The sequence below is a fragment of the Microbacterium sp. cx-55 genome (genome assembly GCF_021117345.1).
GTDB lineage: Bacteria > Actinomycetota > Actinomycetes > Actinomycetales > Microbacteriaceae > Microbacterium.
Genome location: NZ_CP088261.1, coordinates 2,930,509 through 2,956,085, shown reverse-complemented (window position 1 = coordinate 2,956,085; position 25,577 = coordinate 2,930,509). Strand labels below are relative to the sequence as shown.

Sequence of the window (25,577 nt, the reverse complement as noted above, 5' to 3'; positions counted from 1 at the left end):
TTCGCCGGCGGGCGCTCAGCGCCACGTCCACGTGAGGAGGTCCCGGAGTGCGCGCACGGCGGCTTCGTCGAGTTCGGGATGGCGCGTGGAGATCGCCGCGACTTCGCGCGCGGCCCAGGAATTCAGGTCGGTGGCACCGGCATCCGGTCGGATGTTGTCGGCCTCGGCGATGACGTCCTCGACCCTCTCCCGCACGGCCGCATCGTCGACGAGTTCTGGATGCCGCCCGGGGATGGACCCGCCGGCACCCCACACATAAGCGCGGACCCCGTGGCTCAGCGCCGACGTTGCTGCTGCCACGTGGTCGGGGGAGAGGGTGCGGGCTTCGGCCCACGTGGCCGGCCACGTTGCCCTCTCGTTGCCGATCCACCACGTGCCGCACGCGTCGCAGCGATAGAGCAGATCGACGCCGGAGGTTGCGACGACGAATCGCGGCTGACCGCCGGAGTAGACACCGGTTCGGCAGACGTCGCAGCCCAGCTCCGAAGGGGTACTCCCGTCGCCCGTCGTTCGCTCGTCCACGGGGAGATCCTACGTCGGGCGTCATCTCAGGGTGAGGTAGGCCCACCGCCCTCCGAGGGCCTCGATCGCGTCGTCTCCACGCTCGGGGAAGAGGTCGCGGAGCCTCTGGTACAGGCGTCCGCGGAGTCCGTCGTCGAACGGGGCGACATCGTCGAAGGGGATGCTGTCGGCGATGCGCAGCGTCGCCTCGACCTCGGCGCGGAGGGCGTCCGGGTTCCGGGCGCCGAGTGTGCGCACGGCATCGGGCGCCGCCGTGGGCACCCCGGTGCGGCCCCGGCCCACATAGGCGATGAGTGCCGCATCCACATCCGAGGAACTCGGCTCAGGAGCGCTCACGGATGGATCCCGTCACGCGGATGCGGATCTTCCCACTCTCGCAGGCGGGTTGCTCGTCGACGTCGCTGCGCGTCGCCGCTCGCCGCTGCGGCGCGTTGTTGCTCCTCGGAATACTGCGGTCTCGAACCCCACGACTCGTGAACGTCGGTCCAGGCCCACTCGCATGCCGCCGACTCGTCGGTGAACACGATGACGTCGCCGTGGGCATCCCGAACCGGCTCCGTCTTTTCTCGAAGGTCGCCTCGCGTCGCCGTGACGGTGCCATCCGGGTGCGGAACCAACGACAAGAGCGTGGGATTCGGACGCCCATCAGCCGCCCACTCGATCACGCACGGCACGAAGGAGGGTGCGACGTCGGGCAACGATGCGATGCGTGCCCTGAGCTCGGCGTAGTTCATGTGGCCTCCGTCTTCTCGGACGCGCCCGTTGCGCGGCGTGCCTCGAAGTCTCGCCACCACATCATTTCCGCCCAGATCCAGGTGCACGCATCGTCCTCGGTCGCGAAGGTGAGGGGCGTCGCGCCGTCGTCCATCGTGGCCGGCGAGACGCCGCCTCGCCCGTCACCCTTGTAGACGGTGAACAGCCCGCCGCGGTCGCGGATGAGGCAGTAGCCGACGGGAATCGGGCGCCCGTCCTGGGGGAAGGCCACGGTAGGCGCGAGCCACGCGGCGGTCGCTCCCGGCAACGCCAGGAGTCGTCTCTTGAGCTGAGTGAATGTCATGAGGATGCGGCCATCGTCATTCCTCAGACGGGAGTGCCGCGGTTCGCGCCGGGCTTGCGCAGCAGGAGCGCGTCGTGCTCGTGCTTCCGGCACTCTTCGGCGAAGGTCGCGGCGGAGGCGCGGTCCGTGACGAACACCTCGTACTGCGCCTCGGTGAGCTCGTAGTACTCCTCGTAGTCGACGACTCCGTTGCTCACCGGGATCGAGAGGTAGAACCGTCCAGAGGGCCGCTCGGTCCCCACGGAGAACCGATCCTGGCGGGAGAAGTACGTGTCGTCGAACGTTCCGTCATCAGATGGCATCGAGGCTCCCCTCTCCGAAGTCCCGTCGGGCGGTCGCGTTGTCGATCGCCGCAGCGAATCGCTCGGTCTCGACCCAGAGTGTCCCGCACACCCGGCACCGGTAAAGCGCCTTGTGCAGGGTTGCGTTGACAGCTATCCGCTGCGGTTGCTGTCCGGTCATCCATTGGGCTTTGCACACCTCGCAGCCCTGGCTGTTCCATCCAGGTGGTATCGACGTCACGAGAGGCTCATTTCAGGATTACTGCCCAGGTCAGCGGGTTTCGCTACCCGTTCATCTCGGTGCCCGGGTCGACGCCGGTCGCCCCAGTCTCAACCGGACCCAGTCATCGAGCCTCTGCATGAGTTCTCGCAGTCCTTCCGCGTCCGGGTGGTCGGCCATGAACCACGTCCCAAAATCGGAACTCTCGACGCCGTCGCCGACGACGATGCCTCCCGTCAGCTGCTTATGCGGCTCGTTTCGGACGACGACGACGTTAATCATGTCGTACAGGCGGATGGTGCGTCGGAGGTCGCCGGACAGTGAATCGTCGCCCGGCACGACGACCGCAGAATCCCTCCAGAAGTCATGAATCTCCGCGTCCAGATCGGCGTCGGTCAGAGTGGGTCCGGGCACGCGTGGCGAAGCGTCGGAACCCCCTGACCTGAGTTCTCCGCCCGAGTTCGCCCACTCGTCGAAGCGGTGGATGAATGCCGGCGGGAGGGCCAGACGGCATGCGGCGTCGATGTCCTTGAGTACACCGTCGACGTCCTCACGCGGCACGATCACATCCACGCGGGGCGTGGTGGCAGGCGGAGCCGGCTGCGTCCAGACGCGTACTCCGTCCGGGTCGCCCGCGAGAGTGACCTTGCACGCGTCGTAGATAACGACCGAGGCGATTCCCTTGCTCCGGATGAACTCGTTGGAGTTGGCTCGCGCACCCCAGTGCCGGCGCAGGAGCCGCGCGAGGTCTGTGGCGACAGTCGTGCTGTCCGTGTCGCTCTCCTCCGCTTCAGGCAAGGTCGAGGCTCTCCTCGCCGAATTCTCGTCGGGCTGTGTCTCTATCGATCGCTGTCGCGAACCGTTCTCTCTCGCTAAGTCGGGCGGTTCAGGAATTCCCGCGGTCGCCGCGCGAGGTGTAGGTGTCACTGAATCGCTCCTTGAGGTCAGCCCTGTTCATCGCGGTACACGGGGCTGACGGATTCTTGGACGGCCTGCCCCAGTGGAGTGTCCGCATCCAGGATGTCAATTGGCGAGCCCGACGGGACGGATGCGACGAAGTGGTTCGCGAATGCCCGCAGGGCCGTCTGGTCAGCCGCATCGTTCTTCACCACCCACACGAGTCGCGGGGTCGCGGTGCCCTCCACCACGGACACAGCGTAAACGGCAGACACGCCTGGCGTATTCTGTGCCGCGCGCCGTGCGGCCGCCACAAGTTCGGGGCTCACGTTCGCGGCTCCGCCGAAGGAAAGAGGCACACGCGCCGGTAGGCGAGCATCATGGGTTTCCAGCAGTGGTGACTTGTCGATCGGGATGACAACATTCCGGCCACCCGGGTCGATGACGATTCCGTCGACCTGAGCACGCTGAGCCAGTTGGAGAAGCGTCTCGATCTGGGTGAGCGACACCGACGTGGAGTCCGCCCGGGCTTGCGCGGACCAACGGTCCAACTGCCCGCGGGACGCGAATGCAGGAATCATTCGGAGTCCGCCGGTCGACTGGAGAGAGACGAGACGCGTGTTTCTGTCTGCGTCGGTCGTTGTCGGCACGAGAAGGGCGAAGCGCACGATGAGCGGGAGATACGACGGAGGAACGGTCGGCCCGGACTCGGCCAGTGACTGGAGTGTTGCGGGTGGCAGCAGCTGCAGAGCGCCGCTGACGGCTTCTTCGCGCGCAGCGTCAATCGCTTCCAACGCGGAGTAGATGGTGGCGGACGGGTCACGGGTCCCATTGCCGTCAACCAGCCGGCGGCTGAGGGACGCTGCAGTTGCGCTACCGGGCGTTACGTCGCCATCACGTGCTCGCCGAACGGCGTCTGCCAGTGCGACGCGCAGCGCCGCCTTGGTCTCTGATTCCACACCCGTAGGATCGTCCGGCGCACGTTCCGGCATCTCGCGCACGATCTCATCTGCCGTGATCAGCGCCTCGATGTACCGGTCGCGCGCGCTCAACGGGTATCCCCGATAGGCGGTACGGGCTCGACATTCCTAATCCAGGATGGATCCCAGTTTTGGGGGAGGAGAATCTGGTCTGCGCCTCCCGGGAGTATTCGACCGTCGTCCAGGACCTGAGGCGCGACCTGACCAATCTGCAGAGTTTGTCCCGCGGGTACGTCGATTACGGCCTGCCATTCCCTGGTGTTGTTCCACTCTGGGTTCAACGCCGACCTGTCCATCGCCGTTAGGCGGTCTGTGGCGTACTCGGTGGTCGCAAACCCGCCCGTTTGGCTGGCGTCGCCGCCGTACACGCGGTACAACTCAACAGGTTCAATAGTTTCCACAGTTCGATACTGGCCGTCGGTGAATGTTGATGCGAGCCCAGGCGGTAAATCCTGGCGCGGTACGTCTACGACATTGTCATCAATGGCCGTCCGAAACGTCGGGGGCCCATCCGGCGACCGCGCGGGTGTCGGTGGCGATTCTGATCGAAGAGGTCCGTGCGGACCGCGGCCCGACGGCCCACCACCCTTCAGCACACCGTCGAACAGCGTGCCGGCCTGACGGAGGAGGGCGGTCAGCTCGTCGAGCAGCTTCGAGAGGGACTTGCAGGACGAGATCGCGTCGGTGACGTACTTGCCGACCTTCGCGCTCAGCGAGGCGACCCGCGTGGTGACCTGCCCGACGATCACCGGGGTCGCAAGTCCCAGGGTGAAGACCGCCTCCGCCGCCCAGGAGATGATCGATCCGACGAGCTGCGAGAGCACGTCGCGCACGAGGTCGTGCACGATCTGCACGATGGTCGACGCGATCTGCAGGCCGGTCGACATCGCGCCGGCCCAGGATGCGGCGGCGCTGATGTGCTGCGCGGATTCGGACTGGAAGCGACGGTACGCATCCATCGCCTCACCGGCGAGTTCGTCGACGTCGCCGACGATGCGCGCGAGTTCGTCGCCGGAGGTCTGCAGCTGGGACTGGATATTGGCCCACGTCTGCCCGAAGGCCGCGACCTCGCCCGCATCCCCGGTGAAGTCGTTGAACCAACCCTTGAGCGGCTCGAGGTGATCGATGAGCCAGCCGAGGCCCGCGGCGATCAGCGAGCCGAGCGGATCGATGACGGTGGCCGCGGTGTCGAGGGCTACGCCCACACCGGCCATCGCGCCCTGCGCCCAGTCGCCCGACTCGATCGCCGTCACGAGCTGACTGCCGGAGTCGAGCACTCCCGCCCCGCTGAACGGCGTCGCCGTGTCGACAGGCGCGGCGACGAGCGGATTCGCCGTGCTCACCCGAGGCTCGACTCGAGAGCGGCGACGCCCTGCACGACGTCGTCTTCGAACGCGGCCATGTCGGTGGCGACCCCGCGGAGCTCGGTCGCGCTCCGGCGCACCATCCCCTCGGCGGCCTGGACCGTCTGCTGCGCCATCGAGGCCGCGAGCGACGCGGGACCGACCAAGAATGAACACAGCACGCCGAACGCTCCGCCGCCCATGTTCGTCGAACCGGCCGCATCACGCGCGACCGCGATGTCGGAGGCGACGACCTCGACGCGCGCCGCGTGCGAGGTGATGAGGTCTTGATCGACCGCGATGTGACCGGCCATGCTCACTCCCGAATCGTCGAGGTCGAGGAATCCGCGGATGGCGGGGCTTTGTCGACTTCGGCCTGGAGTTGGGCGACCACACCCGAGTCGCGGCCGAAGGCCTCCGCGGCGATGTCGACGGCCTTCCCGCCCGCATCGCGCTGGGCGGCGTTGGCCGTGTCGACGATCAGCTTCGCGAGCGCGCGCGGAGCCAGCTCCATGGCGGCGTCGGAGAGATCGATGGCTGCGAGGCGGCCCGACGCGTCGACCGTGACCTGCAGCTCACGCCGCGGCGACCGCGCGACGCCCCGCACGTTCTCGATCTCTGACTGGAACTCCCGCGCCCGTTCGGCATGCCGCTGGGCATCCGCGATCTGCTGTTCGATGCGGGCGATGGCGGCATCCGCATCCGCTCCCGCCGCGAAGAAGTCACTCACCCGCACAGCCTAGATCGCCCTTTCGCCCCTCACGCGCCGCGCCCCTCCGCCTGTGGAAAACCCGCGAGACAGCAGTTTCGCGGCGAGACGTTGGCTCTCGACCGACGTCTCGTTGCGCAGGTGCTGTCTCGCGGATGGGATGCCGCGGGATCAGCGCGGGGTGGCCGCGGGATCAGTGCGGGTCGAGGAGGGCGGCCGAGCGGGGGCCGAGGCCGAGGGCGGCGGCATCCGCCAGCTGCTCGGCCGTGTCGACGTCGCGACGCAGGGTCGAAGATGCCGGCACCGGCAGCAGGGTGAAGCCGAGTGCGGTATGGCGGGCGAGCGAATCGGCGCCGAACGCGGACTGCCACGCGATGCCCGCGCCCGCGGTGACGAGGGTGGAGCCGGTGCCCTCCGCATCCGGCACCACGCCGTGATCGACGGATGCGGCCGCCGCCAGCGCGGCGTCGAGGTCGCCGGGGCGGAGCGCCGGGAGATCGCCCAGCAGGGCGGCCCGGGGAGCCCTCGCGGCAGTCGCCGCGCCGGCCGCGATCGCCGCGTTCAGCCCGGACGGATCGGGTTCGGCCACCACCTCGACGCTGGGCATGCTCGCCGCGGCGGCCGCGGTGGCGGCATCCGCGGTCACGACGATCACCCGGGCAACGGTCGCGGCCGCGCTCGCCGCCGCGACCGTGTCGAGTCCGATCGCGCGCACCAACTGTTCGTCGACGTCGCGCAGGCGCGACTTGCCGATCGCGGCCGGCTTGAGCGGCACGACGACGACCCAGCCGGGTGAGCGCACCTCGGGAGACCCGCCGTCCGACGGGCGTTCGGCGCTCATTCGGGGCCGCTCTTCCGGTGTTGTGCGCGAGATAGCGCCGAGGCTCGGGCCGTGACGCCGGCTAACTCCTCCAGATCGGTGTCGATTCGCCTCTGCGCGCGCGGAGGCGGCGCTTTTGGAGGAGTTGTCGAGCCCGAACGAGCGTGAACGACGGGAGAAGGCGCCGTCACACGCCGAACCGGGCGCGCAGGCGCGGCAGAATCTCCGAACCGTAGGTGCGCAGGAACTCCTCCTGGTTCTCACCCGGGTCGTGGAACACGAGGTGGCGGAACCCGAGGTCGACGTACTTAGCGATCTTCTCGACGTGCTCGTCGGGATCGGTCGAGACGATGAACCGCGACGCGGCCCGCTCGATCGGCAGTTCGGCGGCACGCCGCTGCATCTCGATCGGGTCGTGAATCCCCATCTTCTCGTCGGCGGTGAGCGCCAGCGGTGCCCAGAACCGCGTCTTCTCGAGCGCCGTGGCGTGGTCGGGGTGGTACGAGACCTTGACCTCCATCAGGGTGTCGATGGCGTCATCCGGGCGCCCGGCCTTCGCCAGGCCCTCGGCGAGGGCGGGCAGCAGTGTGTCGGTGTAGAGCTTCGGGTCCTTGCCGCTGGTCGTGATGAAGCCGTCGGCGACGCGGCCGGCGAGCTTGGTTGCGGCCGGTCCGGCGGCGCCGATGTAGATCGGGACGGGGGTGGTCGGACGGTCGTACACCGTGGCATCCGTCACGTGCCAGAAGTTGCCCTCGTAGGTGACGCGCTCGTCGGCCCAGAGTTTCTCGATCAGCGCGATCGACTCCTTCAGACGCTGGAAGCGCTCCGGCGGATCGGGCCAGTCGAGCCCGAGAGTCACTTCGTTGAGCGCCTCGCCCGTGCCGACGCCGAGGATGATGCGCCCCGGGAACATGACGCCGAGCGTGGCGAAGGCCTGCGCGACGACGGCCGGGTGGTAGCGGAAGGTCGGGGTCAGCACCGACGTGCCGAGGATGACGCGCGAGGTGCGCGCGCCGACGGCGCCGAGCCAGGGGAGAGCGGCGGGAGCGTGTCCGCCCTCGTGCATCCACGGCTGGAAGTGGTCGGAGATGAACACCGAGTCGAAGCCCACCTCCTCGGCGAGCACCGCGAAGTCGGCGAGCTGGTCGGGCGCGAACTGCTCGGCCGAGGCCTTGTACCCGAAAAGCAACGGAACCGTCATGATTCTCCTCTCGCCCGCGAGGGGTCGCGGGGTGTTCCGGCGGGCAGGAATTCCGACCCGTCGCTTTCGTCCAGCATGGCCCGGAACGCGTCGACCGTGCCCGGCCAGAGCAGGGTCAACCGCCCCGATCGCTCGTCGACGTACCAGTTGGCGCATCCGCCGCGGATCCAGGGGGTGGATGCGGCGGCCGCATCGATGCGCTGCGTGTAGCGCCGTTCGGCGTCGGGGTCGACGCGCAGCGCCGGGGCCTCGGGAGCCTGGGTGGACCTGCTCCCGCTCGGCGCCGCGTCGGCCCGCGCCAGTACGCCGACGACGTACCCGGCCTGCGCCTCGGCCATCAGCACCGACGAGTTGTGGCCGAGTGACGCGTTCGGGCCGTTCAGCACGAACAGGTTCGGGAATCCCGACACGACGGTCGAGGCGAACGACGTCATGCCGCCCGCCCAGTGCTCGGCGAGCGTCACGCCGTCCTCGCCCATCACCAGGTGGGCGTATGGCTGCTCCGACGCGGCGAAACCCGTCGCGAGAACGAGTGCGTCGGCGTGATGCCGCTCCCCGGATGCGGCCACGAGCGCGCCGCCCTCGACGCGGTCGAGCGCGGATGCCTCGAACGTCACGGCGTCCGACGCCACGGCCGGGTAGAAGTCGTCCGAGAGCAGCACGCGCTTGCATCCGAATGCGTAGTCCGGGGTGAGTGCGGCCCGCAGCGCGACGTCGTCGACCTGGGCGGCCAGGTGCGCACGGGCGTCGTGTTCGGCAGCGGCGGCCGCATCCGCATCCCCCGACCGGGACGCGAATCTCTGCTCGCCCTCGAGGTAGAGCTGCGCGCGGAGCGCGGCGAGCTCATCGGGATGCGCGGCCAGCCGGCGGCGTTCTTCTGCGGAGTAGTCAACGGCGCCGCGGGGCACGATCCAGGCCGGTGTGCGCTGGAAGAGCACGACCTCGGCGCCGCGGCGTACGAGTTCGGGAACGAGTTGCACGGCGGATGCGCCCGTGCCGACCACGGCGATCCGGCGCCCCGCGAGGGGCACGGTGTGATCCCAGCGCGCGGAGTGGAAGATCGGGCCGGTGAAGGCGTCGAGATTCGGGATCTCGGGGATGCGAGGTTCCGTGAGACGCCCGCAGGCCAGCACGAGGCGTCGCGCGCGGACGGTCGACCGGCGGGGCCCACCGGTCGTGAGTTCCCAGGCGGATCCGGTCCAGCGGGCGGCGAGCAGCGGGGTATCGAGCAGCAGCCGTTCGCGGAGCCCCTCCGCATCCGCGACGTGGCGCAGATAGCGGTGGATCTCGTCGCCGCGCGCGAAGGTGCCCGACCAGTCCGGCCACGGATGCTGCGCCAGCCCGTACAGGTGCGAGGGCACATCGCACGCGACGCCGGGGTAGGTGTTGTCGCGCCAGGTGCCGCCGACGGAGCTTCCGCGTTCGAGGACCACGAACGACTCGCGGCCTGCCCGTCGAAGCGCGCCGGCCATCGCGAGCCCGGCGAAGCCCGCCCCGACGATCGCGACGTCGACGGTCACCCGTGCTCCGCCGCGGTCGGGGGGTGGGCGGCGGTGGAAGCCGGCTCGCGGTAGTCGGTGGTGCGCTGGCGGAACGGGCGGAACAGCGTGCGGGCGAGGCGCGCGGCATCCGCGAGCGGCAGCGTGTTGCCGTGCTCGATACCGGCTTCGGGGCGCACGCGACCGTCGAGCAGGGTTCCGCCGAGGTCGTCGCCGCCGGCGCGGAGAAGTTCGACGGTGACCGCTCGGTCGTGGCGCGTCCAGGGGATCTGCACGTGCGGGATGCTGCCCGAGAGCATCAGGCGCGAGACCGCGACCATCGCGCGGCGTTCGTCGAGCGGTGCGCGTCCGGCGACGAGCGGAACGCCGCCGTCGGGTCCGGGCAGGGGGATCGGCACGAACTCGGCGAATCCGCGGGTGTCGTCCTGGATGCGGCGCAGTTGCCGCAGGTGCGCGACCCGCTCGGCGGCGGTCTCGACGTGCCCGTAGAAGAGGACGCTCGTGGAACGGAAGCCGGCGCGGTGGGCGGCAATGATTCCCTCGACCCAGCGGTCGATCTCGAGATCACCCGGCGCCACTCGCGCTCGCACCCGCTCGGACAACACCTTCACACCGGTGCCCGGCATCGTGTCGACACCCGCGTCGCGGAGCGCGGCCAGAGCGCCGTCGAGGCCGAGGCCGCCGCGGTCGGCGAGGTCGCGCACGTCCTGGGGGCGGTAGGCGTGGAGGTGGATTCCGGGAGTTGCGGCGCGGATCGTGCGGATGAGGTCGAGGTAGGACGACGGATCCTCCCCCGCGGGCAGCAGACCCTGCACGCACAGCTCGGTCGCGCCGAGGTCTGCGGCGTCGCGGGCGATCGCGGCCGCATCCGCGAGGTCGAATTCGGCCGCCGAGGTGGCGCCCGTGCGCCGGAACCCGGTCGAGGTCAGGTTGCGGTTCACGACGATGCTGATCGCTTCGCCGACCGTGTAGCGGCGCACGTCGTCGGCGGTCGCGGTAAGGGCGTCGAGGTCGGCGCCGCGCGATTCGAGGAGCGCGACCCACTCGGCGTCGTCGAGGCTCAGCGGGTCGGCGGCGGCTCGCTCCGCCAGGGCCGTCGCGGTGATGCGAGTGCGGCTGCTCGCGGGAACCGCCCCACCGGCAGCACCGACCCCACCGGCAGCACCCGCTTCGACAACGGCGGCACCGCCCTCATCCGCAGCACCCGCCACACCCGCCACGGCGGCGAGACCCGACGGGCCCGCGAGCGCGGCGACCGGCGCGTGCAGCGACGCGTCGATCCACGTCGCGGCGTCGCGCACGTACTCCGGGTGCGCGGTGAGACGCTCGCGCAGGGTGAAACCGAGGTCGGCGGTCCGTGCGGCGAGGTCGTCGACGTGCGGCCACGGCCGCTCGGGGTTCACATGGTCGGCCGTCAGCGGCGAGACGCCGCCCCAGTCGTCGATTCCGGCCCGGACGAGCAGGTCGAACTCCGTCGTGTCCGACAGGTTCGGCGGCACCTGCACCCGCATATCGGGCCCCATGACGAGCCGCGCGACGGCGACGGTCAGCGCGTACTCCAGCAGGTCGGCATCCGGTACGTCCTGCATCGCGGTGCGGGGTTTGGCGCGGAAGTTCTGCACGATGATCTCCTGCAGATGCCCGTGCCGGGCGTGGCTGTCGCGCAGCGCGATCAGGGACTCGGCCCGGTCGCGGACCGTCTCGCCGATGCCGACGAGGATTCCTGTCGTGAACGGGATGCGGGCGGCCCCCGCATCCTCGATCACCTGCAGACGCAGCGCGGGGTCCTTGTCGGGCGACCCGAAGTGCGGCTGTCCGGGTGTCTCGAACAGGTCGCGCGAGGTGGTCTCGAGCATCATGCCCATCGACGGCGCGAGGGGCCGCATCATCCGCAGCTCGTCGTCGTGCATGACGCCCGGGTTCGCGTGCACGAGCATCCCGGTCTCGGCGGTGATGAGGCGGGCGATGTGCGCGACGTAGTCGAGGGTCGAGGCGAAGCCGTGCTCGTCGAGCCACGCGCGGGCCTCGGGCCACCGGTCCTCCGGGCGGTCGCCCAGGGTCAGCAGCGCCTCTTTGCACCCGAGCGCGGCGCCCTGGCGGACGACGGCGAGCACCTGCTCGGGAGACATGTACGCGGGTTTGCGCTTCTTGAGCAGCTGCCCGGGGGTGTCGACGAAGATGCAGTAATGGCAGCGGTCGCGGCAGAGTGTCGTCAGCGGGACGAACACCTTGCGGGAGTACGTGATGACACCCGGCCGTCCGGCCCGGGCGAGCCCTTCGTCGCGGAGCGCGCCGGCGGCGGCGAACACGGCGTCTCGTTCGGGCCCGTGCGCGTGCAGCAGGGCGAGCACGTCCGCGACCGGCAGAGGCACGCCGCTCCGGGCGCGCGTCAGGGCGTCGGCGAGGGGGACCGCATCCGCGTCCGCGTCCGGGACGGGCGCGGCGACAGCTCCGGAGGGACGAGAAGACACCTGACCAGTGTTCCACCGAGATGTGTCGGCGGGGTCACGTGAACCGGATCGGCGCAACACGATCGTTGCCTGTCCGTAAGCAAAAGGCGTCTCGCCCGGGCGCTCCCGCTGGCAGAATCGTAGGCATGGTGACCCTCATGCTCGACTCGGCTCAGCTGGAGATCGTGATGTCGGTCGCCGAGCGAGCGCTCGCATTCCGCAAACGGAATGTGGTCGTCGCGCGGTCATCGATCACCCGGGTGCAGCTCACGGATGATGCCTGGACCTGGCTCCGCGGCGTTCGCGCTCCCGGCACCCACATCCCCGCCACGCTTGCTTCCGGTACCTGGCGTTACGCCGGTGGCCGTGATTTCGCCCTCATCCGTCGTCGCCGCCCGGGGGTCGTCATCGACCTGGACGGTCACGACGAGTTCCAGCGCATCATCCTGACGACGCGCTACGGTGTCGAGCTCGCGCAGGCGCTCCGGGTCGACGGCGGAACCGAACCGGCCGACGTCGCCGACCTCGCGGGCTGAACGCGCTGCGCGGCGGCGCTCGCCGCGGTTGTGCCGACCTGCACCGGGCGGCAGGGCTCGCCGCGGTTGAGCTGCTGACTGCATCGCGCGGCGGTCGGCTCACCCGGGCACCGCGATGCGGCTCAGGTGACGTCGCGTCGCCAGCCCGCGATGTAGCCGATCAGGGTCAGCGCGACCCCGTAACCGAGCAGTACGAGCGCGCCGCCCCACCACTCCAGGCCGCCGCCGGCCGTGCCGGACATCGCCGCGGTGAAGATGCTCGATCCGACGAGGGTGTCGCTCGCCGCGCCGGGCAGATAGCGCGCCACGTCGGTGAGGGCCTCGACGAACGCGCCCGCGAATCGCAGCAGCGGCTCGATGAACTGGGTGAACGCGAGCACGATGACCACGGCGGCGACCTGGTTGCGCACGGCGAGGCCGACGCCGATCCCGATGATCGCCCAGAGTACGAAGGCGAGCAGAATGCGGGCGAGCATCGCCCAGGTATCGGTGCTGTCGAGACCGGTGTCCAGACCAAATCCGACCAAGATGCCGGCGGCCGGCCCGACCGTCACGACGAGCGCGAGGACCGCGTACAGAAGTCCGAAGATCGCCCCGGCGATGAGCTTCGCCCAGATGACCCGGCCGCGGCGCGGCGTCGCAAGGAACGTCGGCGTGAGGGTCTTGTGACGGAACTCGCCGGTCACGAGCAGCGTGCCGATCAGGAGGGGGAAGACGTAGCCGACGGCCGACGCCAGGCTGTAGAGCATGGACGCCGCGTCGGCGCCGGTCGGGAGTCCCTGCGTCGCTCTGCCGAGCATGCCGGTGTCGGATGCGGCGATCGCGAACGCGAGTCCGGCCGCGGTCACGCCGAGGTAGGCGGCGAGAACGAGCGCGAGGATCCACCAGATGGAGGTGCTGAACTGCTTGGTCAGTTCGGACCGGGTCGCGTGGGCGAGACTCATCGGGCACCCCCCTCGCCGGCGTCGGTGCGTTCGGTGCGCGGTTCGTCGGGATCCGATTCGTTCGAGACCTCGGCTCCCACTGTGGTCGCCTCCTCCGGATCCGCCGTCGCGTTCGCGAGCGGCTGTGCGGCGTCGCCGAGCGACGCATCCGCGAGCGGCGCATCCACGAGCGGCGCATCGGCATCGGCATCGGCATCCGCGTCCGCGTCCGCATCCGCGTCCGCGTCCGCATCCGCGTCCGCTGAGGCGTCGCCCGCCGCCGCGACCCCGGCGTGTACGCGGGTGCCGTCCACCAGTTGGAGGAAGACCTCCTCGAGCGACGGGCCGCGACGCTGCAGCGTCGACAGCGTGATGCCCGATGCCGCGGCGACGGCGCCGATGTCGACCGTCTCTGCGCCGTGCACGGTGAGGCCCGTGCGCAGCACATCAAACGTGTAGCCCGCGGCGGTCACCGCGGAAACGAGGGCGTCACGGTCGGGGGCGTCGACGGTCGTCGCATACTCGGATGCCTCGGCCAGGTCTTCGATGTTGCCCTCGAACACGAGCCGCCCGCGCGCGATGATCAGCAGTCGGTCGGTCGTCTGCTGGATCTCGCCGAGCAGATGGGACGAGACGAGCACGGTGCGACCCTCGTTGGCGAAGGCCTGCAGCAGGGTCCGCATCCACTTGATGCCCTCGGGGTCGAGGCCGTTGGACGGTTCGTCGAGCACCAGCACGCCCGGGTCGCCGAGCAGCGCGGTCGCGAGACCGAGGCGCTGACGCATCCCGAGCGAGAACCCGCCGACCTTCCGACCCGCGACATCGGCCAGGCCGACGAGGCCGAGGACGTCGTCGACGCGGCGCCGCGGAAGTCCCGCCGCCTGCGCGTAGACGGTGAGGTGGTTCGCGGCCGAGCGTCCGGGGTGGAAGCTCGACGCCTCGAGCGCGGCGCCGACGGTCTGCAGCGGATGCCGCAGCTCGCCGTAGGCCGAACCGCCGATGCGGGCGCGACCGGACGTCGGGGCGACGAGACCGAGCAAGATCCGCAGCGACGTCGTCTTGCCCGCGCCATTCGGGCCGAGGAACCCGGTGACGACGCCCGGTTCGATGCGCGCCGTGAGTCCGGCGACAGCGTCGACGCCGCGGAATCGTTTCGTGACCTCGGAGAACTCCAGCACCTGGCCATCTGGCATGCGAGTACCTCCCTTTCTTCCATCCTGCCGGAAAGCCGCCGAATCCTCACGATCGAGCGACATCCGCGACGCCGAGTCGGCGAGCGGGGTGGGGGTAACGTGTCGAGCGTGACCGACCTGGAAGCCCCCGCCACCCCCGTGCTCGTGCACGCCGATCGCGGCGTCGGAAGCCTCATCCTGAACCGCCCGCGCGCCATCAACGCGCTCGACATCGAGATGGTCCGCATCCTGTCCGACGCGCTCGACGCGTGGGAGCACGACGCCGACATCGAGATGGTCCTGCTCGAGGGAGCAGGGGAGCGCGGCCTCTGCGCGGGCGGAGACATCCGCGTGCTGCGCGAGCAGATCATGACGGCCGGCGCCTTCGGTGCCGCCGAGTTCTTCCGCGCGGAGTACGCACTGAACGCGCGGATCGCGGAGTACCCGAAACCGTTCGTCGTGCTCGCCGACGGAATCACCATGGGCGGCGGCATCGGCCTCGCCGGGCACGCGGCCTTCCGCGTCGTCACGGAGCGGTCCGCGCTCGCCATGCCGGAGACGCGCATCGGGTTCACCCCGGACGTCGGCGGCACGTGGCTGCTCGCACGTGCGCCGGGTCGCGTCGGCGAGTACCTCGCGCTCACGGGCTCGACCATGGCCGACGCCGACGCGATCTACGCGGGTTTCGCCGACCACCTCGTGCCCGTCGAACGGCTGGACGGGTTCCGCGACGCGCTCGAGACGCGCGCCGACCCGACCGGGCCCGCCGAACTGGTGCTGCTGTTCGATGAGACCCCCGAGACATCCGGTCTCGAAACGGCCCGCCCGTGGATCGACGCCGCGTTCAGCGCCGACACGGTGGCCGAGATCATCACGCGCCTCGACGCGCGCCCCGAACCGGATGCGGCCGCCACCGCCGATCTCCTGCGCACCCTCTCGCCGGTCGCGCTGACCGTGACCCTCGCGGCGGTACGGAGCGCTCGCGAACTGCCGAACCTGCGTGCCGCGCTGGCGCAGGAATACGCGCTGGTCACCTGGTTCGCCCTCACGCAACACGACCTGCTCGAGGGGATCCGCGCACAGGTCATCGACAAGGACCGCACACCGCACTGGAATCCGCCGACCCTCGACGCGTTGCCGCCGGGGATCGCGGCCGAAGCCCTCGCGTACGAACCCGCCGTCCCGCTCTGGAGCTGACTCGTGACCGCGACCGAGACGACACCGCGGCATCACCGCGCGTATTCGGTCGGCGTCGCGATCGACTGGTTCTTCTTCGTCTTCGCCGGCGTGGCGGCCGGCTGGCTGGCCTACCTGAGCTTCACCGAGACCTTCCGCGTCGGATGGTGGGGGCTGCCGGCCGCGATCGCGTTCTGGGTGCTGCTGGCCTACCTGGTGCTGCCGCGACTGCACCGCATCCTGACCACCGTGTACGTACCGGACTACTTCATCGGACGCACGCGCACGAGCGACGGGCTGCTCGGCGACCCCGTGAATCTGGCGCTCATGGGGTCGCCGGAGCAGATCGAATCGGCCATGCGCGCGGCCGGGTGGCGCAAAGCCGACCCGGTGACCTTCGCGACGTCGTGGCGCATCGTGACCTCGACCCTGGCGCGCCGGAGCTACGACGAAGCGCCCGTGAGCCCACTGCTCCTCTTCGGGCGGATGCAGGACTTCGCCTACCAGCAGGAGGTCGCCGGCAACCCCGCGCAGCGCCATCACGTGCGGTTCTGGCGGTGCCCTGAGGGGTGGCTGCTCCCCGGCGGGCGACGCGTCGACTGGCTCGCCGCCGGAACGTTCGACACGGCGGTCGGCCTGTCGCTGTTCACGCTCCAGGTCACCCACCGCATCGACGCCGACACCGACATCGAGCGCGACCACATCGTCGCCACCCTCCGGGACGCCGACATCGGCGTGCGCGTCGACGTCATCGCCGACTTCGCCACCGGGTATCACGCCCGAAACGGCGGAGGCGACAGCATCCGCACCGATGGCGACCTGCCGATCATCGACGTGCGGGAGGTGACCGCATGACGGATACCGCCGGCGCCCCGCGCAAACGCGCCGCCTTCGAGTCGCCCGCGCGGCTGGCGCGCCCGCTGCCGTTCGACCCGGGGATGAAGCGCCCCATGTCGACGGTCGCGGGGGCCGCGCTCGTGCTGCTCCGCGTCGCCACGGGAGTGCTGTGGCTGCTCTCGCTCGGCGTGCAATGGCCCGCCCTCGTACGCGAGGCCGACGCGGACATCGACGGCATCTCGCTCACGCCCGACCAGATCGGCACCGGGTTCATCGCGGTCGCCGTCGTCATGGGGCTCGTCCTCCTCGCGGACGGAGCCTTCGCGGTGCTGATCCTGCGCGGACACAACATCCCCCGCGTGATCGTGATGACCTTCTCGACGATCTCGATCGGTTCCGCGTTCGTGACGTGGTGGGCGCAGGGGCAGGAGATCCGCATCCACACGACCCTGGTGACGCTCTCGCTCGACATCCTGGTGCTGCTGGCGCTGTCGAGCCGCTCCGCGGCCGCCTACGCGCGTCGGTTCGAACGGCGCTGACCCGCGGCGGGTGGCGGGTGCGGCGCGGATCCGCCGCGGGCGGGGTGAGGGGCGCGTTCGCGTGGATGCCGCCGCAGTCGTCGGATGGTATGCGGGTGGGGTGCCTCATCCGTCTCATGTGTTCACTTCAGCCCCACCGGTCCGACGACTCACGTGCCGAGGCGCCTGCGGCGGGGGCGCGGCGGCGGTCGACGGCCGGGTAGAGCCGAGCCGCGTGGTTCGGGGCTGGCCGAGCCGTGGCTGGGGTGGGTTCCGCGTGGATGCCGCCGCAGTCGTCGGATGGGATGCGGGTGGGGTGCCTCATCCGTCTCATGTGTTCACTTCAGCCCCACCGGTCCGACGACTCACGTGCCGCATCCCTCGAACCAGCCCCCGCGCCCCGCTTGGCGGCCCACGGTCCCTGCACAGCGCGGGCGCGTTAGCCTGAAGGGCGCCGTGGGGGCGCGTGAAGGAGGCGGCGTGTTCGACAGTCCGTTGTCCGCGTCGGCGTACGAAGTGCTCGGAGTCGCGGCGGATGCATCCGACGACGAGCTGCGGAAGGCGTTCCGCACCCGTCTGCGTGAGACCCATCCCGACACCGGCGGCGATGCCGCCCTGTTCGTTCGCGTGCAGCACGCCTGGGAGCTCGTCGGCACGGCGACGGCCCGCGCCGCGTACGACCGCGGGCGCGGATCGGCGGCGCCCGACCCCGAGGACGGCGACATCTCGGCCGGGTGGAGTGCGCCGCGGGCGCGCGCTGACACCCGCCCGCGTGCGCGTTCGGCGGGTCAGCCCGGCGGATGGCGCCGCGAACGCTACCTCGATCTGATCCGCGAGTGGGTCGGTCGGGGTACCCCGATCGAGGACCCGTACGACGCCCAGCTCGTGCGTTCGGCGCCCCGCGAGATCCGGCGCCTGCTCGCCGACGCGCTCGCGGAGGAGGCGACGGCCCGTACCGTCGCCGACCTCGGCATGGGTTTCAGCGTGTGGCACGACGTCGCGGCGGCTCGCCGGGGCGGCAGCCCCGATGACAAGCTCGATCACATCGTGCTCGGGCCCAGTGGCTTGTACGGGGTGCTGTCAGAAGACTTCGGCGGCCCGATCGGGTTCCGCCGCGGCGAGATCGTGGGGCCGGCGGTTCCGGGTTCTCCCGTGAGCGACCTGCTCGGACGGATGCGTACGGTCGCCCGCGCGGCCGGCGTGCGGTTCAGCGGCGCCATCGTCGTGTTGCCGGATGCGGACGTCGTGCAGCAGATCACCGAACTCGGTTCGATGCGCGGGGTTCCGGTCGTGGTCGCCGGGCGGTCCGCCCTGTCGACCGTGCTTCGCCGCGGTGTGCCGGGTGCGCGCGACATCGGCGGCAACGAGGTGTTCGACATCCGTACGCGGCTGGATCAGACCGTCCGCTTCGTTTGACCCGGCCTGCCCGCCCTCCCGCGCCCTGACCGGGCGGCCCGCCCCGAGCCCCCCTCCCGCGCCTTGACCCGCCCGCCCGCCCTCCGGAGCCCTGACCGTGCGACCCGCCGCCCTTTCCCGCCCCCAGCCCCACGCCCGCCCGGGCGCCGGGCTAACGTGGCGGGGTGGACCCGATCATCGTGACCTTCGTCGTCTTGGGCGTCGCGGTCGTCGCGTTCGTGTCGGGCAAGGTGCCGCTGGAGGTCGTGTCCCTCGGGGTGCTGCTGTCGCTCTGGGTGACCGGCGTGCTGACGCTCCCGGAGGCGTTGGCGGGGTTCAGTGATCCGACGGTGCTGTTCATCGCGACGCTGTTCGTTGTGTCCGAGTCGCTCGATGCCACGGGCGTCACCGCTTGGCTCGCGCAACGGATCGTGCCCCTCGCCGGCACCCGGCCCGCCCGCCTGATCGCGATCGTGTCGGCGTGTGCGGCGGTGCTGGCGGCGTTCATCAGCATCAACGGCGCGGTCGCGGCCCTCCTTCCGGTGGTCGTCGTGGTGGCGGTGCGGGCGAACCTCGTGCCTTCGAAGCTCCTCATCCCGTTCGCGTTCGCGGCGAGCGCCGGGTCGCTTCTCACTCTCGCGGGCACGCCGGTCAATCCCGTGGTGTCCGAGTTGGCGGTCAGCGCCGGTGGCACCGCCTTCGGGTTCTTCGAGTTCGCGCTCGTGGGCGCGCCGCTGGTCGTGCTCACCGTGCTGCTGGTGACGGTGCTGGGTCCGCGGCTGCTGCCGGAGCGCATCCCGGTGCAGCTCGGCGATGCGGCGCCCGACATCCGCGACGCCGCGCGCGCATTCCGCCGGGATTACGACATCTCCGCAACGACGAGCGCGCTGCTGTCGGCCGAGCAGGGCGTCGTCGAGGTGCTCGTCGCGCCGCACTCGAGCCTGATCGGGCGCGACGTCTGCGCGGGCATGACGACCCGGGCGGGGAGCCTGGTCATCCTGGGGGTGCGCCGCGGCGCGGATGCGGAGACGGATGCGGCCCGCCCCGGCGAGATGACGAGGCTGCGTGCCGGTGACGCCGTTCTCGTGCAGGGCCCGTGGGCGTCGCTCGACCGCTACGTGCGCTCGCCGGATGTGATCGCGGTGACCTCGCCCCATCTGCTTCGGCGCGCGGTTCCGCTGGGTCGGGGTGCGAAGCGAGCCCTCGTCATCCTCGCGCTGACGGTCGCGCTGCTCGCCAGTGGGGTCGTGCCGCCCGCCGTGGTCGGTCTTCTGGCGGCCGCGGCGTTGGTGGTGACACGGGCGCTTCCCGTGGCGCAGGCGTATCGGGCCATCAGCTGGACCACCGTCATACTGATCGCGGGGATGATCCCGCTTTCGCAGGCGTTCGTTTCGACCGGCGCGGCCGATGTCGTGGCGGATGCGGTGCTCCGCATCGGGGGCACGGGCTCGCCGTACGTCGCGCTGCTGGTGGTCTGCCTGGTGACGCTCGTGCTGGGACAGTTCATCTCGAACGTGGCCACGGTGCTGGTGGTCGCCCCTATCGCGGTGTCGATCTCGGCCTCGCTCGGTGTGAGCGTGCAGCCGTTCATGATGGCGCTCACCGTTGCCGGTGCGGCGGCCTTCCTCACGCCGATCGCGACGCCGGTGAACCTCATGGTCATGCAGCCAGGGGGCTACCGATTCGGTGATTACTGGCGTCTCGGGTTGCCGCTCGCGCTGGTCTTCCTCGCGGTCGCCGTTCTCTACGTGCCGCTGGTCTGGCCGTTCTGATCGGGTTGCTCGATCGCACAGCGGGAGGTGGCAGGCTGGTCGGGTGATCACCGACGCCGCCCGCGAGTTCCTGTCCGAGTACCACCTCGCCACCCTCTCCACGCTCGGCCGCGATGGTCGCATCCATTCGGTGCCGGTCGGCATCACGTACCTCGACGGTGTCGTCCGCATCATCGGCAGCCGGGGCACGCAGAAGTTCCGCAACGTGGAACGCACCGGCCGGGCGTCCGTCAACACGGTCGACGGCGGCCGGTGGATCAGCTTCGAGGGTCCGGCGCGCATCGTCGAGGATGCGGATGCGGTCGCCCACGCGGTCGAGCTCTACGCTGCCCGCTACCGCCAGCCGAGCCCCAACCCCGCCCGTGTCGTGCTCGAGATCCAGGTCGAGCGCGTACTCGGATCGGCCCAGTTCCGCGCCTGATCCCCGCCCCGTCTCGCCCCCCGCGCCCGCCCCGCCCCGCCCCGCCGTGGCGCAGAGGTCTACTCGTTCACATGTCGCAATCGGCCCGCCGGCGCGGCCGATTGCGTCACGTGAGCCGGAGGTCGGGTGAGCTCACGTGACCGAATCGGCGCCGCGCGGCGGCGGATTGCGTCACGTGAGCCGGAGGTCGGGTGCGCTCAGGTGGCTGAATTGGCGCCGCGCGGCGGCGGATTGCGTCACGTGAGCCGGAGGGGCGAGACGGGCCGCACGTGAGCCGGAGGGGGCGCAGCGCGGCGCGGCGTCAGACGAGGCCGAAGAGTTGCAGGGGGTTCGTGAGGCGCCACCACGGGCTGGGCTCGTCGATCTCGCCGTCGAGCACGAGGTCGACGGCGGTGCTGTCGAGCGGGCCGACCGCGTCGAGGGTGCCGACGACGTCGCCGTCGTCGCGGTGGTCACCGAGGTCGAAGGTGGACGACACGGTTGCGGTGGCACCGTTCCACAGCACGACATCGGCGTCGCCCGCGGTGATGATCGGCACGGCGTCGCCCCACTTGGTCTGCACCTGTCCGACGACCGTGCCTGCGGCGACCGAGGGGCGGAGCTGGAGTTCCTGTTCGAGTTGCGCGAAGAGGGCGCGGGTGGCGGCGTTGCGGGTGTCGCGGTCGGGCTGGCCGAGGGCCGCGGCGTACATGCGCACGGTGGTGTCGCCGATCGCGACCTCTTTGGCGGCGAGGAGGTTGTACTCGTCGAGCGTTCCGGTTTTCAGGCCGATCACGCCGGGGTCGGCGAGGAGCGGGTTCGAGTTGGTGACGACACCGGCGCCGGGGAGTTCGACCGACGGGGTGCGCACGATCTCCGCGATCACGGGGTTCTCGAGGGCGCGGTCGGCGAGGGCGATGAGCGCTTCCGCGGATGCGGTGTTGCCCGCGTTGATGCCGGTGGGATCGGCGATCGTGATGCCGGAAAGACCGTGCTGCGCGAGCCAGTCGTTGGCGGCCTGGGCGAAGACCGCATCCGTCGGCCAGATCGTCGTCGCCAGGCGTTTCGCGTAGTTGTTCGCCGAGCCGATCAGCATGCCCTGCAGCATCTGGTATTCGGTCAGCGAACCGCCGACGGGGACGTCGAGCGACGACTCGCCGCGAGCGCGGTAGTTGCGGAAGTCAGTGCGGTCGGCGGACGTGAACTGGTAGTCGCGGCCCTGCTCGCCGGGGGCGAGCGGCATCTGGTCGAGCACCAGCAGGGCCGTGACGAGCTTCGTGATGCTCGCGATCGGCACGACATCGCCGGAGGATGCGGCGGGCGCGGCGACTCCCTCGACGGCGACGGCCGCGCTGCCGGTCGCCGGCCACGGTTCGGCGGCGGCGGCCGCGGGAACGGGTTCGACGTAGATGTCGGCGACCGCCGGGGCGACGGCGTACAGCGGCCAGAAGAGCGTCGTGGCGCAGTACATCGCGATGACGAGAACGAACACGCCGAACGGCACGAGCACGCCCGGCCGGAGCGGCGAGCGGCGCGGTGCGCGGGCGAGGAGGTCGGCGGTGACGGGCACGTAGGCCGGAGTGCCCGTGTCGAGCTGCGGCGTCTGCGCGGCCCGGGCCACGACCAGCGTCTCGTCGACCCAGCCGAGGGCGGGCGACTCGGGCGGGATGACGACCGTCACCGACTCGGCGGGGAGAGCGGCGGATGCGACCATCGCGGGCACGGCGGCCGGATCGGCGTCGAGCGGGTCGGGCGCCGTGTCGAGACGGTCGGATTCGCTGGCCGCGCCCTCGCGCAATGCGCGCCGCGTCTGCGGGATCGGGCGCTCGACGGTCACTCGCCTACGGTAGCGCGACCCCGGGGCTATACTCGGCACGTCAACCACGGGAGTCCGGTGTGCCGGGCTGAGAGGAAGCGAATCCACGCTTCGACCGTCGAACCTGATCTGGGTCATGCCAGCGCAGGAAGGAGCATTCAATGCACACGTCTACGTCCGCATCCGTCCGTTCGGGTCGTTCTCGCTGGCGGGTCGTCGACATCGTCGTCGCCAGCGTCATCGGCGTCGCGAGCGGAGTGATCTTCTGGGTCTGGGGCCAGGCCTGGACTCCGCTCAGCACGGGGCTCGCGTTCTTGCCGGGCCTGGAGGGCCTGCTCTCGGGCGGCTGGTTGTTCGCGGGTGTGCTCGGCGGGCTCGTGATCCGCAAGCCCGGCGCTGCGCTGTACACCGAGATCGTCGCGGCCGTCGTGTCGATGGCGGTCGGCACGCAGTGGGGATTTCTCACGTTCGTGTGGGGCGTGGTGCAGGGTCTCGGCGCCGAACTCGGCTTCGCGCTGTTCGCGTACGCGAACTACCGGCTGATCGTCGCGCTCACCTCGGGAGCGATCGCCGGCCTCGCCGTCGCGCTGCTCGACACCAACTTCTCGTCGATCGCGGCCTACGATTTCGGCCCGCGTGCGATCTACTTCGGGGCAGCCATCGTCTCCGGAATCCTGATCGCGGGCCTCGGCTCGTGGCTGGTCGCCCGCGCGCTCGCCGCGACCGGCGCCCTCGACCGATTCGCCTCGGGCCGGCAGGCGCTGACCCGGGAATCCGCCGACGCCGCGTGAGCGGCGGGGCGCGCGTCGTCGCGCGCGGGTGGGGGTGGCGGCACGCCGGCAGGCGCCGGTGGGCGGTTTCGAGCCTCGACCTGACGATCGAGGCGGGCGAGCGCGTGCTGCTGCTCGGCGCGAGCGGCGCGGGTAAGTCCACGCTGCTCCAAGCCATGGCCGGGGTCCTCGGTGATGCCGAGGACGGCGACGGTGCCGGGGAGCTGCTGCTCGACGGCGTGCCGCCCCTCCGTGCGCGGGGACGGGCGGGGCTCGTCCTGCAGGACCCCGACGCGCAGGTCGTGCTCGCCCGCGTCGGCGACGACATCGCGTTCGGGTGCGAGAACCTGGGCGTGCCCGCGCACGAGATCCACGCGCGGGTTCGGGATGCGGCGGATGCGGTGGGCCTCGGCGTCGCCCTCGACCACCCGACCGCGGCGCTGTCGGGTGGTCAGAAGCAACGGCTGGCCCTGGCCGGGGCGCTCGCGATGCGACCGGGGCTGCTGCTGCTCGACGAACCGACGGCGAATCTCGATCCCGCCGGTGCGGTGGAGGTGCGGGACGCCGTCGTCGCCGGGGCGGCGCAGGCGGGCACGACGCTCGTCGTCGTCGAGCATCGCGTCGATCTGTGGGCGCAGCACGTCGACCGGGTCGTCGTGCTGTCGGCCGAGGGCGGGGTACTGGCCGACGGGGCGCCGTCCGCCGTCTTCGGCGCCCACGCGCAGACGTTGAGCGACGCGGGCGTGTGGGTGCCGGGCGTTCCGGTGACGGCCCGCGTCGCCCCCCGGAGCGGCGCGGCCGACGTGCTGCTCGCGGCCGAGGACCTCGCCGTCGGGCGCCGTGCGTTCGGGGAGCGGATGCCGGTGGTCGCCGCATCCGGGATCCGCGCCGCGCTGCGCGCCGGGCGGACCCTCGCCGTCACGGGCGAGAACGGGGCCGGCAAGTCGACGCTCGCGATGACCCTCGCGGGTCTGCTCCCGCCCGTTTCGGGGCGGGTCATCGCCGCCGACGGGCTGCGCGCGGGCGCCGCGGCCGACCCCATCCGCTGGCGGTCCCGGGAGCTGTTGACCCGCATCGGCACTGTCTTCCAGGACCCCGAGCATCAGCTGCTCACCACCCGGGTGCGCGACGAACTCGCGGTCGGTCCGCGAGCGCTCGGGATGGCGCCGGATGCGGTGGCCGCCCGGATCGACCCGCTCCTGGAGCGGCTGGGACTCGCCCGCCTGGCCGACGTGAATCCGTTCACCCTCTCGGGGGGCGAGAAGCGCCGGCTGACGGTCGCGACCGTGCTGGCGACGCGACCGCAGGTCGTGGTGCTCGACGAGCCCACGTACGGGCAGGATGCGCGCACCTGGCGGGAACTCGCCGAACTGATCGACGAGGTGCGTGCCGCGGGAACGGCGGTCTGCATGGTCTCGCACGATCCGGGCCTCGTCGCGGCGCTCGCCGACGAGCGACTCGTCGTGACGGCGGCGCGATGAGCCTGTTCGCACTCGACGTGCGGCGAAGCCCCCTCGGCCGCGTCAACCCCGTCACGAAGCTCGGCGCGACGCTCGTCGTCACCCTCACCCTGCTGCTCTCGATCGACCCGGTCTCCGCCGGCATCACGCTGGCCGCATCCCTCGTGCTGCTGCCGTTCTCACGGCTTCCGGTGCGGGCGCTCTGGCTCCGGACGTGGCCGATCCTCATCGCTGCGCTGATCGGCGGCGCGGCGACCGTGCTGTACGGGCGGCCGTCGGGGCAGGTCCACGCCGAGTGGGGTCTCATCCGCATCACGGACGGCTCGATCGACCTCGCGGCGGCGATCGTGCTGCGCGTGCTCGCGATCGCCATCCCGAGCGTCGTGCTGTTCGCGACGACCGACCCGACCGACCTCGCCGACGGCCTCGCGCAGCTGCTGCGCCTGCCCGCACGCTTCGTGCTGGGAGCGCTCGCCGGGCTGCGGCTCGTCGGACTGCTCGTCACGGACTGGCGCGAACTCGCCATGGCGCGACGAGCACGCGGGGTGGCGGACGAGCACCGCATCCGGAGGTTCTTCGGCCAGGCGTTCGCGCTGTTCGTGCTGTCGATCCGGCGGGGCACGAAGCTCGCCACCGCCATGGAGGCGCGGGGTTTCGGCGCCGACGGCGTGCGCACCTGGGCGCGGCCGTCGCGGCTCGGCTGGCGCGACGCGGTGCTCGCGGTGCTCGCCGTCGCGGTGGCCGCCGCATCCGTCGCCGGCGCCGTTCTCGCCGGCAGTTGGACCTTCGTCTTCGCGCTCTGAGCCTGCTCCAAGACCGGATG

The 25,577-nt window shown here is 71.0% G+C and carries 26 protein-coding genes and 1 riboswitch; of the genes, 10 read left to right on the top strand and 16 right to left on the bottom strand.

Annotated features, from left to right (window positions below; genetic code table 11):
• Nucleotides 1-15: 15 nt before the first annotated feature.
• The 13 genes from LQ938_RS13905 to cofG all read right to left on the bottom strand — a co-directional run bounded on the left by LQ938_RS13905 (nucleotide 16) and on the right by cofG (nucleotide 12,000).
• Nucleotides 16-522, bottom strand: coding sequence for a hypothetical protein (locus LQ938_RS13905; RefSeq protein ID WP_223723117.1), 507 nt, complete (start codon nucleotides 520-522; stop codon nucleotides 16-18).
• A gap of 21 nt (nucleotides 523-543) precedes the next feature.
• Entirely contained in the window at nucleotides 544-858 is a 315-nt protein-coding gene (locus LQ938_RS13900; RefSeq protein WP_223723116.1) for a hypothetical protein, read from the bottom strand.
• A gap of 394 nt (nucleotides 859-1,252) precedes the next feature.
• Nucleotides 1,253-1,579: a hypothetical protein gene (locus LQ938_RS13895; protein WP_223723115.1), complete on the bottom strand. Its 327-nt coding sequence runs from the start codon at nucleotides 1,577-1,579 to the stop codon at nucleotides 1,253-1,255.
• A gap of 23 nt (nucleotides 1,580-1,602) precedes the next feature.
• On the bottom strand, nucleotides 1,603-1,881 hold the full coding sequence (locus tag LQ938_RS13890; protein ID WP_223723114.1) for a hypothetical protein: 279 nt from the start codon (nucleotides 1,879-1,881) through the stop codon (nucleotides 1,603-1,605).
• Nucleotides 1,882-2,152: 271 nt separating this feature from the next.
• Nucleotides 2,153-3,007, bottom strand: a complete 855-nt coding sequence (locus tag LQ938_RS13885) for a hypothetical protein (protein ID WP_231341337.1) — start codon at nucleotides 3,005-3,007, stop codon at nucleotides 2,153-2,155.
• 17 nt (nucleotides 3,008-3,024) lie between these two features.
• Complete coding sequence (locus tag LQ938_RS13880; RefSeq protein WP_223723112.1) at nucleotides 3,025-4,029, bottom strand: SseB family protein; 1,005 nt, start codon at nucleotides 4,027-4,029, stop codon at nucleotides 3,025-3,027.
• Nucleotides 4,026-5,300, bottom strand: a complete 1,275-nt coding sequence (locus LQ938_RS13875) for a hypothetical protein (protein ID WP_223723111.1) — start codon at nucleotides 5,298-5,300, stop codon at nucleotides 4,026-4,028. Before LQ938_RS13875 ends, LQ938_RS13880 begins: the two co-directional genes overlap by 4 nt.
• Nucleotides 5,297-5,620 (bottom strand): hypothetical protein, encoded by a 324-nt coding sequence (locus LQ938_RS13870; RefSeq protein ID WP_223723110.1) that lies wholly within the window; start codon nucleotides 5,618-5,620, stop codon nucleotides 5,297-5,299. Before LQ938_RS13870 ends, LQ938_RS13875 begins: the two co-directional genes overlap by 4 nt.
• Nucleotides 5,617-6,030 (bottom strand): YbaB/EbfC family nucleoid-associated protein, encoded by a 414-nt coding sequence (locus LQ938_RS13865; RefSeq protein ID WP_223723109.1) that lies wholly within the window; start codon nucleotides 6,028-6,030, stop codon nucleotides 5,617-5,619. Before LQ938_RS13865 ends, LQ938_RS13870 begins: the two co-directional genes overlap by 4 nt.
• A gap of 172 nt (nucleotides 6,031-6,202) precedes the next feature.
• Nucleotides 6,203-6,850 (bottom strand): 2-phospho-L-lactate guanylyltransferase, encoded by a 648-nt coding sequence (gene cofC / locus LQ938_RS13860; protein ID WP_223723108.1) that lies wholly within the window; start codon nucleotides 6,848-6,850, stop codon nucleotides 6,203-6,205.
• A 166-nt stretch (nucleotides 6,851-7,016) separates the two neighbouring features.
• Complete coding sequence (fgd, locus tag LQ938_RS13855) at nucleotides 7,017-8,030, bottom strand: glucose-6-phosphate dehydrogenase (coenzyme-F420) (protein ID WP_223723107.1); 1,014 nt, start codon at nucleotides 8,028-8,030, stop codon at nucleotides 7,017-7,019.
• Nucleotides 8,027-9,550 carry a flavin-containing monooxygenase gene (locus LQ938_RS13850; protein WP_223723106.1) on the bottom strand — a complete coding sequence of 508 codons (1,524 nt, stop codon included), beginning with the start codon at nucleotides 9,548-9,550 and terminating at the stop codon, nucleotides 8,027-8,029. The genes fgd and LQ938_RS13850 overlap by 4 nt, the downstream gene beginning before the upstream one ends.
• Nucleotides 9,547-12,000, bottom strand: a complete 2,454-nt coding sequence (gene cofG, locus LQ938_RS13845; RefSeq protein WP_223723105.1) for a 7,8-didemethyl-8-hydroxy-5-deazariboflavin synthase CofG — start codon at nucleotides 11,998-12,000, stop codon at nucleotides 9,547-9,549. The genes LQ938_RS13850 and cofG overlap by 4 nt, the downstream gene beginning before the upstream one ends.
• A gap of 125 nt (nucleotides 12,001-12,125) precedes the next feature.
• Between cofG and LQ938_RS13840 the strand changes: the two genes are divergently transcribed.
• Nucleotides 12,126-12,515 (top strand): hypothetical protein, encoded by a 390-nt coding sequence (locus tag LQ938_RS13840; protein ID WP_223723104.1) that lies wholly within the window; start codon nucleotides 12,126-12,128, stop codon nucleotides 12,513-12,515.
• Between the two features lie 122 nt (nucleotides 12,516-12,637).
• Here LQ938_RS13840 and LQ938_RS13835 read toward each other — a convergent pair whose 3' ends face one another.
• Together LQ938_RS13835 and LQ938_RS13830 are read right to left on the bottom strand one after the other, a co-directional pair.
• Complete coding sequence (locus tag LQ938_RS13835; protein ID WP_223723103.1) at nucleotides 12,638-13,459, bottom strand: ABC transporter permease subunit; 822 nt, start codon at nucleotides 13,457-13,459, stop codon at nucleotides 12,638-12,640.
• A complete protein-coding gene (locus tag LQ938_RS13830; protein ID WP_223723102.1) occupies nucleotides 13,456-14,631 on the bottom strand; it encodes an ATP-binding cassette domain-containing protein in 1,176 nt (391 codons plus the stop codon). The genes LQ938_RS13835 and LQ938_RS13830 overlap by 4 nt, the downstream gene beginning before the upstream one ends.
• A gap of 108 nt (nucleotides 14,632-14,739) precedes the next feature.
• Between LQ938_RS13830 and LQ938_RS13825 the strand changes: the two genes are divergently transcribed.
• The 6 genes from LQ938_RS13825 (at nucleotide 14,740) to LQ938_RS13800 (ending at nucleotide 20,729) form a co-directional block, all read left to right on the top strand.
• On the top strand, nucleotides 14,740-15,807 hold the full coding sequence (locus tag LQ938_RS13825; protein ID WP_223723101.1) for an enoyl-CoA hydratase/isomerase family protein: 1,068 nt from the start codon (nucleotides 14,740-14,742) through the stop codon (nucleotides 15,805-15,807).
• A 3-nt stretch (nucleotides 15,808-15,810) separates the two neighbouring features.
• Nucleotides 15,811-16,641 carry an LssY C-terminal domain-containing protein gene (locus tag LQ938_RS13820; RefSeq protein ID WP_223723100.1) on the top strand — a complete coding sequence of 277 codons (831 nt, stop codon included), beginning with the start codon at nucleotides 15,811-15,813 and terminating at the stop codon, nucleotides 16,639-16,641.
• On the top strand, nucleotides 16,638-17,162 hold the full coding sequence (locus LQ938_RS13815; protein WP_223723099.1) for a hypothetical protein: 525 nt from the start codon (nucleotides 16,638-16,640) through the stop codon (nucleotides 17,160-17,162). The genes LQ938_RS13820 and LQ938_RS13815 overlap by 4 nt, the downstream gene beginning before the upstream one ends.
• A gap of 459 nt (nucleotides 17,163-17,621) precedes the next feature.
• On the top strand, nucleotides 17,622-18,557 hold the full coding sequence (locus LQ938_RS13810) for a J domain-containing protein (protein ID WP_223723098.1): 936 nt from the start codon (nucleotides 17,622-17,624) through the stop codon (nucleotides 18,555-18,557).
• A gap of 164 nt (nucleotides 18,558-18,721) precedes the next feature.
• Nucleotides 18,722-20,308, top strand: coding sequence for an SLC13 family permease (locus LQ938_RS13805; RefSeq protein WP_223723097.1), 1,587 nt, complete (start codon nucleotides 18,722-18,724; stop codon nucleotides 20,306-20,308).
• A gap of 43 nt (nucleotides 20,309-20,351) precedes the next feature.
• Complete coding sequence (locus LQ938_RS13800; protein WP_223723096.1) at nucleotides 20,352-20,729, top strand: PPOX class F420-dependent oxidoreductase; 378 nt, start codon at nucleotides 20,352-20,354, stop codon at nucleotides 20,727-20,729.
• A 301-nt stretch (nucleotides 20,730-21,030) separates the two neighbouring features.
• Here the strand turns inward: LQ938_RS13800 and LQ938_RS13795 are convergent, their stop codons facing one another.
• Nucleotides 21,031-22,545, bottom strand: a complete 1,515-nt coding sequence (locus LQ938_RS13795; RefSeq protein ID WP_223723095.1) for a D-alanyl-D-alanine carboxypeptidase family protein — start codon at nucleotides 22,543-22,545, stop codon at nucleotides 21,031-21,033.
• A gap of 36 nt (nucleotides 22,546-22,581) precedes the next feature.
• Nucleotides 22,582-22,692: riboswitch (TPP riboswitch) on the top strand.
• Between LQ938_RS13795 and LQ938_RS13790 the strand changes: the two genes are divergently transcribed.
• From LQ938_RS13790 to LQ938_RS13780, 3 genes are all read left to right on the top strand, one after another.
• On the top strand, nucleotides 22,686-23,315 hold the full coding sequence (locus tag LQ938_RS13790) for an ECF transporter S component (RefSeq protein ID WP_223723094.1): 630 nt from the start codon (nucleotides 22,686-22,688) through the stop codon (nucleotides 23,313-23,315). It overlaps the preceding riboswitch by 7 nt.
• Nucleotides 23,312-24,775 (top strand): ABC transporter ATP-binding protein, encoded by a 1,464-nt coding sequence (locus LQ938_RS13785; protein WP_223723093.1) that lies wholly within the window; start codon nucleotides 23,312-23,314, stop codon nucleotides 24,773-24,775. Before LQ938_RS13790 ends, LQ938_RS13785 begins: the two co-directional genes overlap by 4 nt.
• Entirely contained in the window at nucleotides 24,772-25,557 is a 786-nt protein-coding gene (locus LQ938_RS13780; RefSeq protein WP_223723092.1) for an energy-coupling factor transporter transmembrane component T family protein, read from the top strand. The genes LQ938_RS13785 and LQ938_RS13780 overlap by 4 nt, the downstream gene beginning before the upstream one ends.
• The last annotated feature ends 20 nt before the right edge of the window (nucleotides 25,558-25,577 follow it).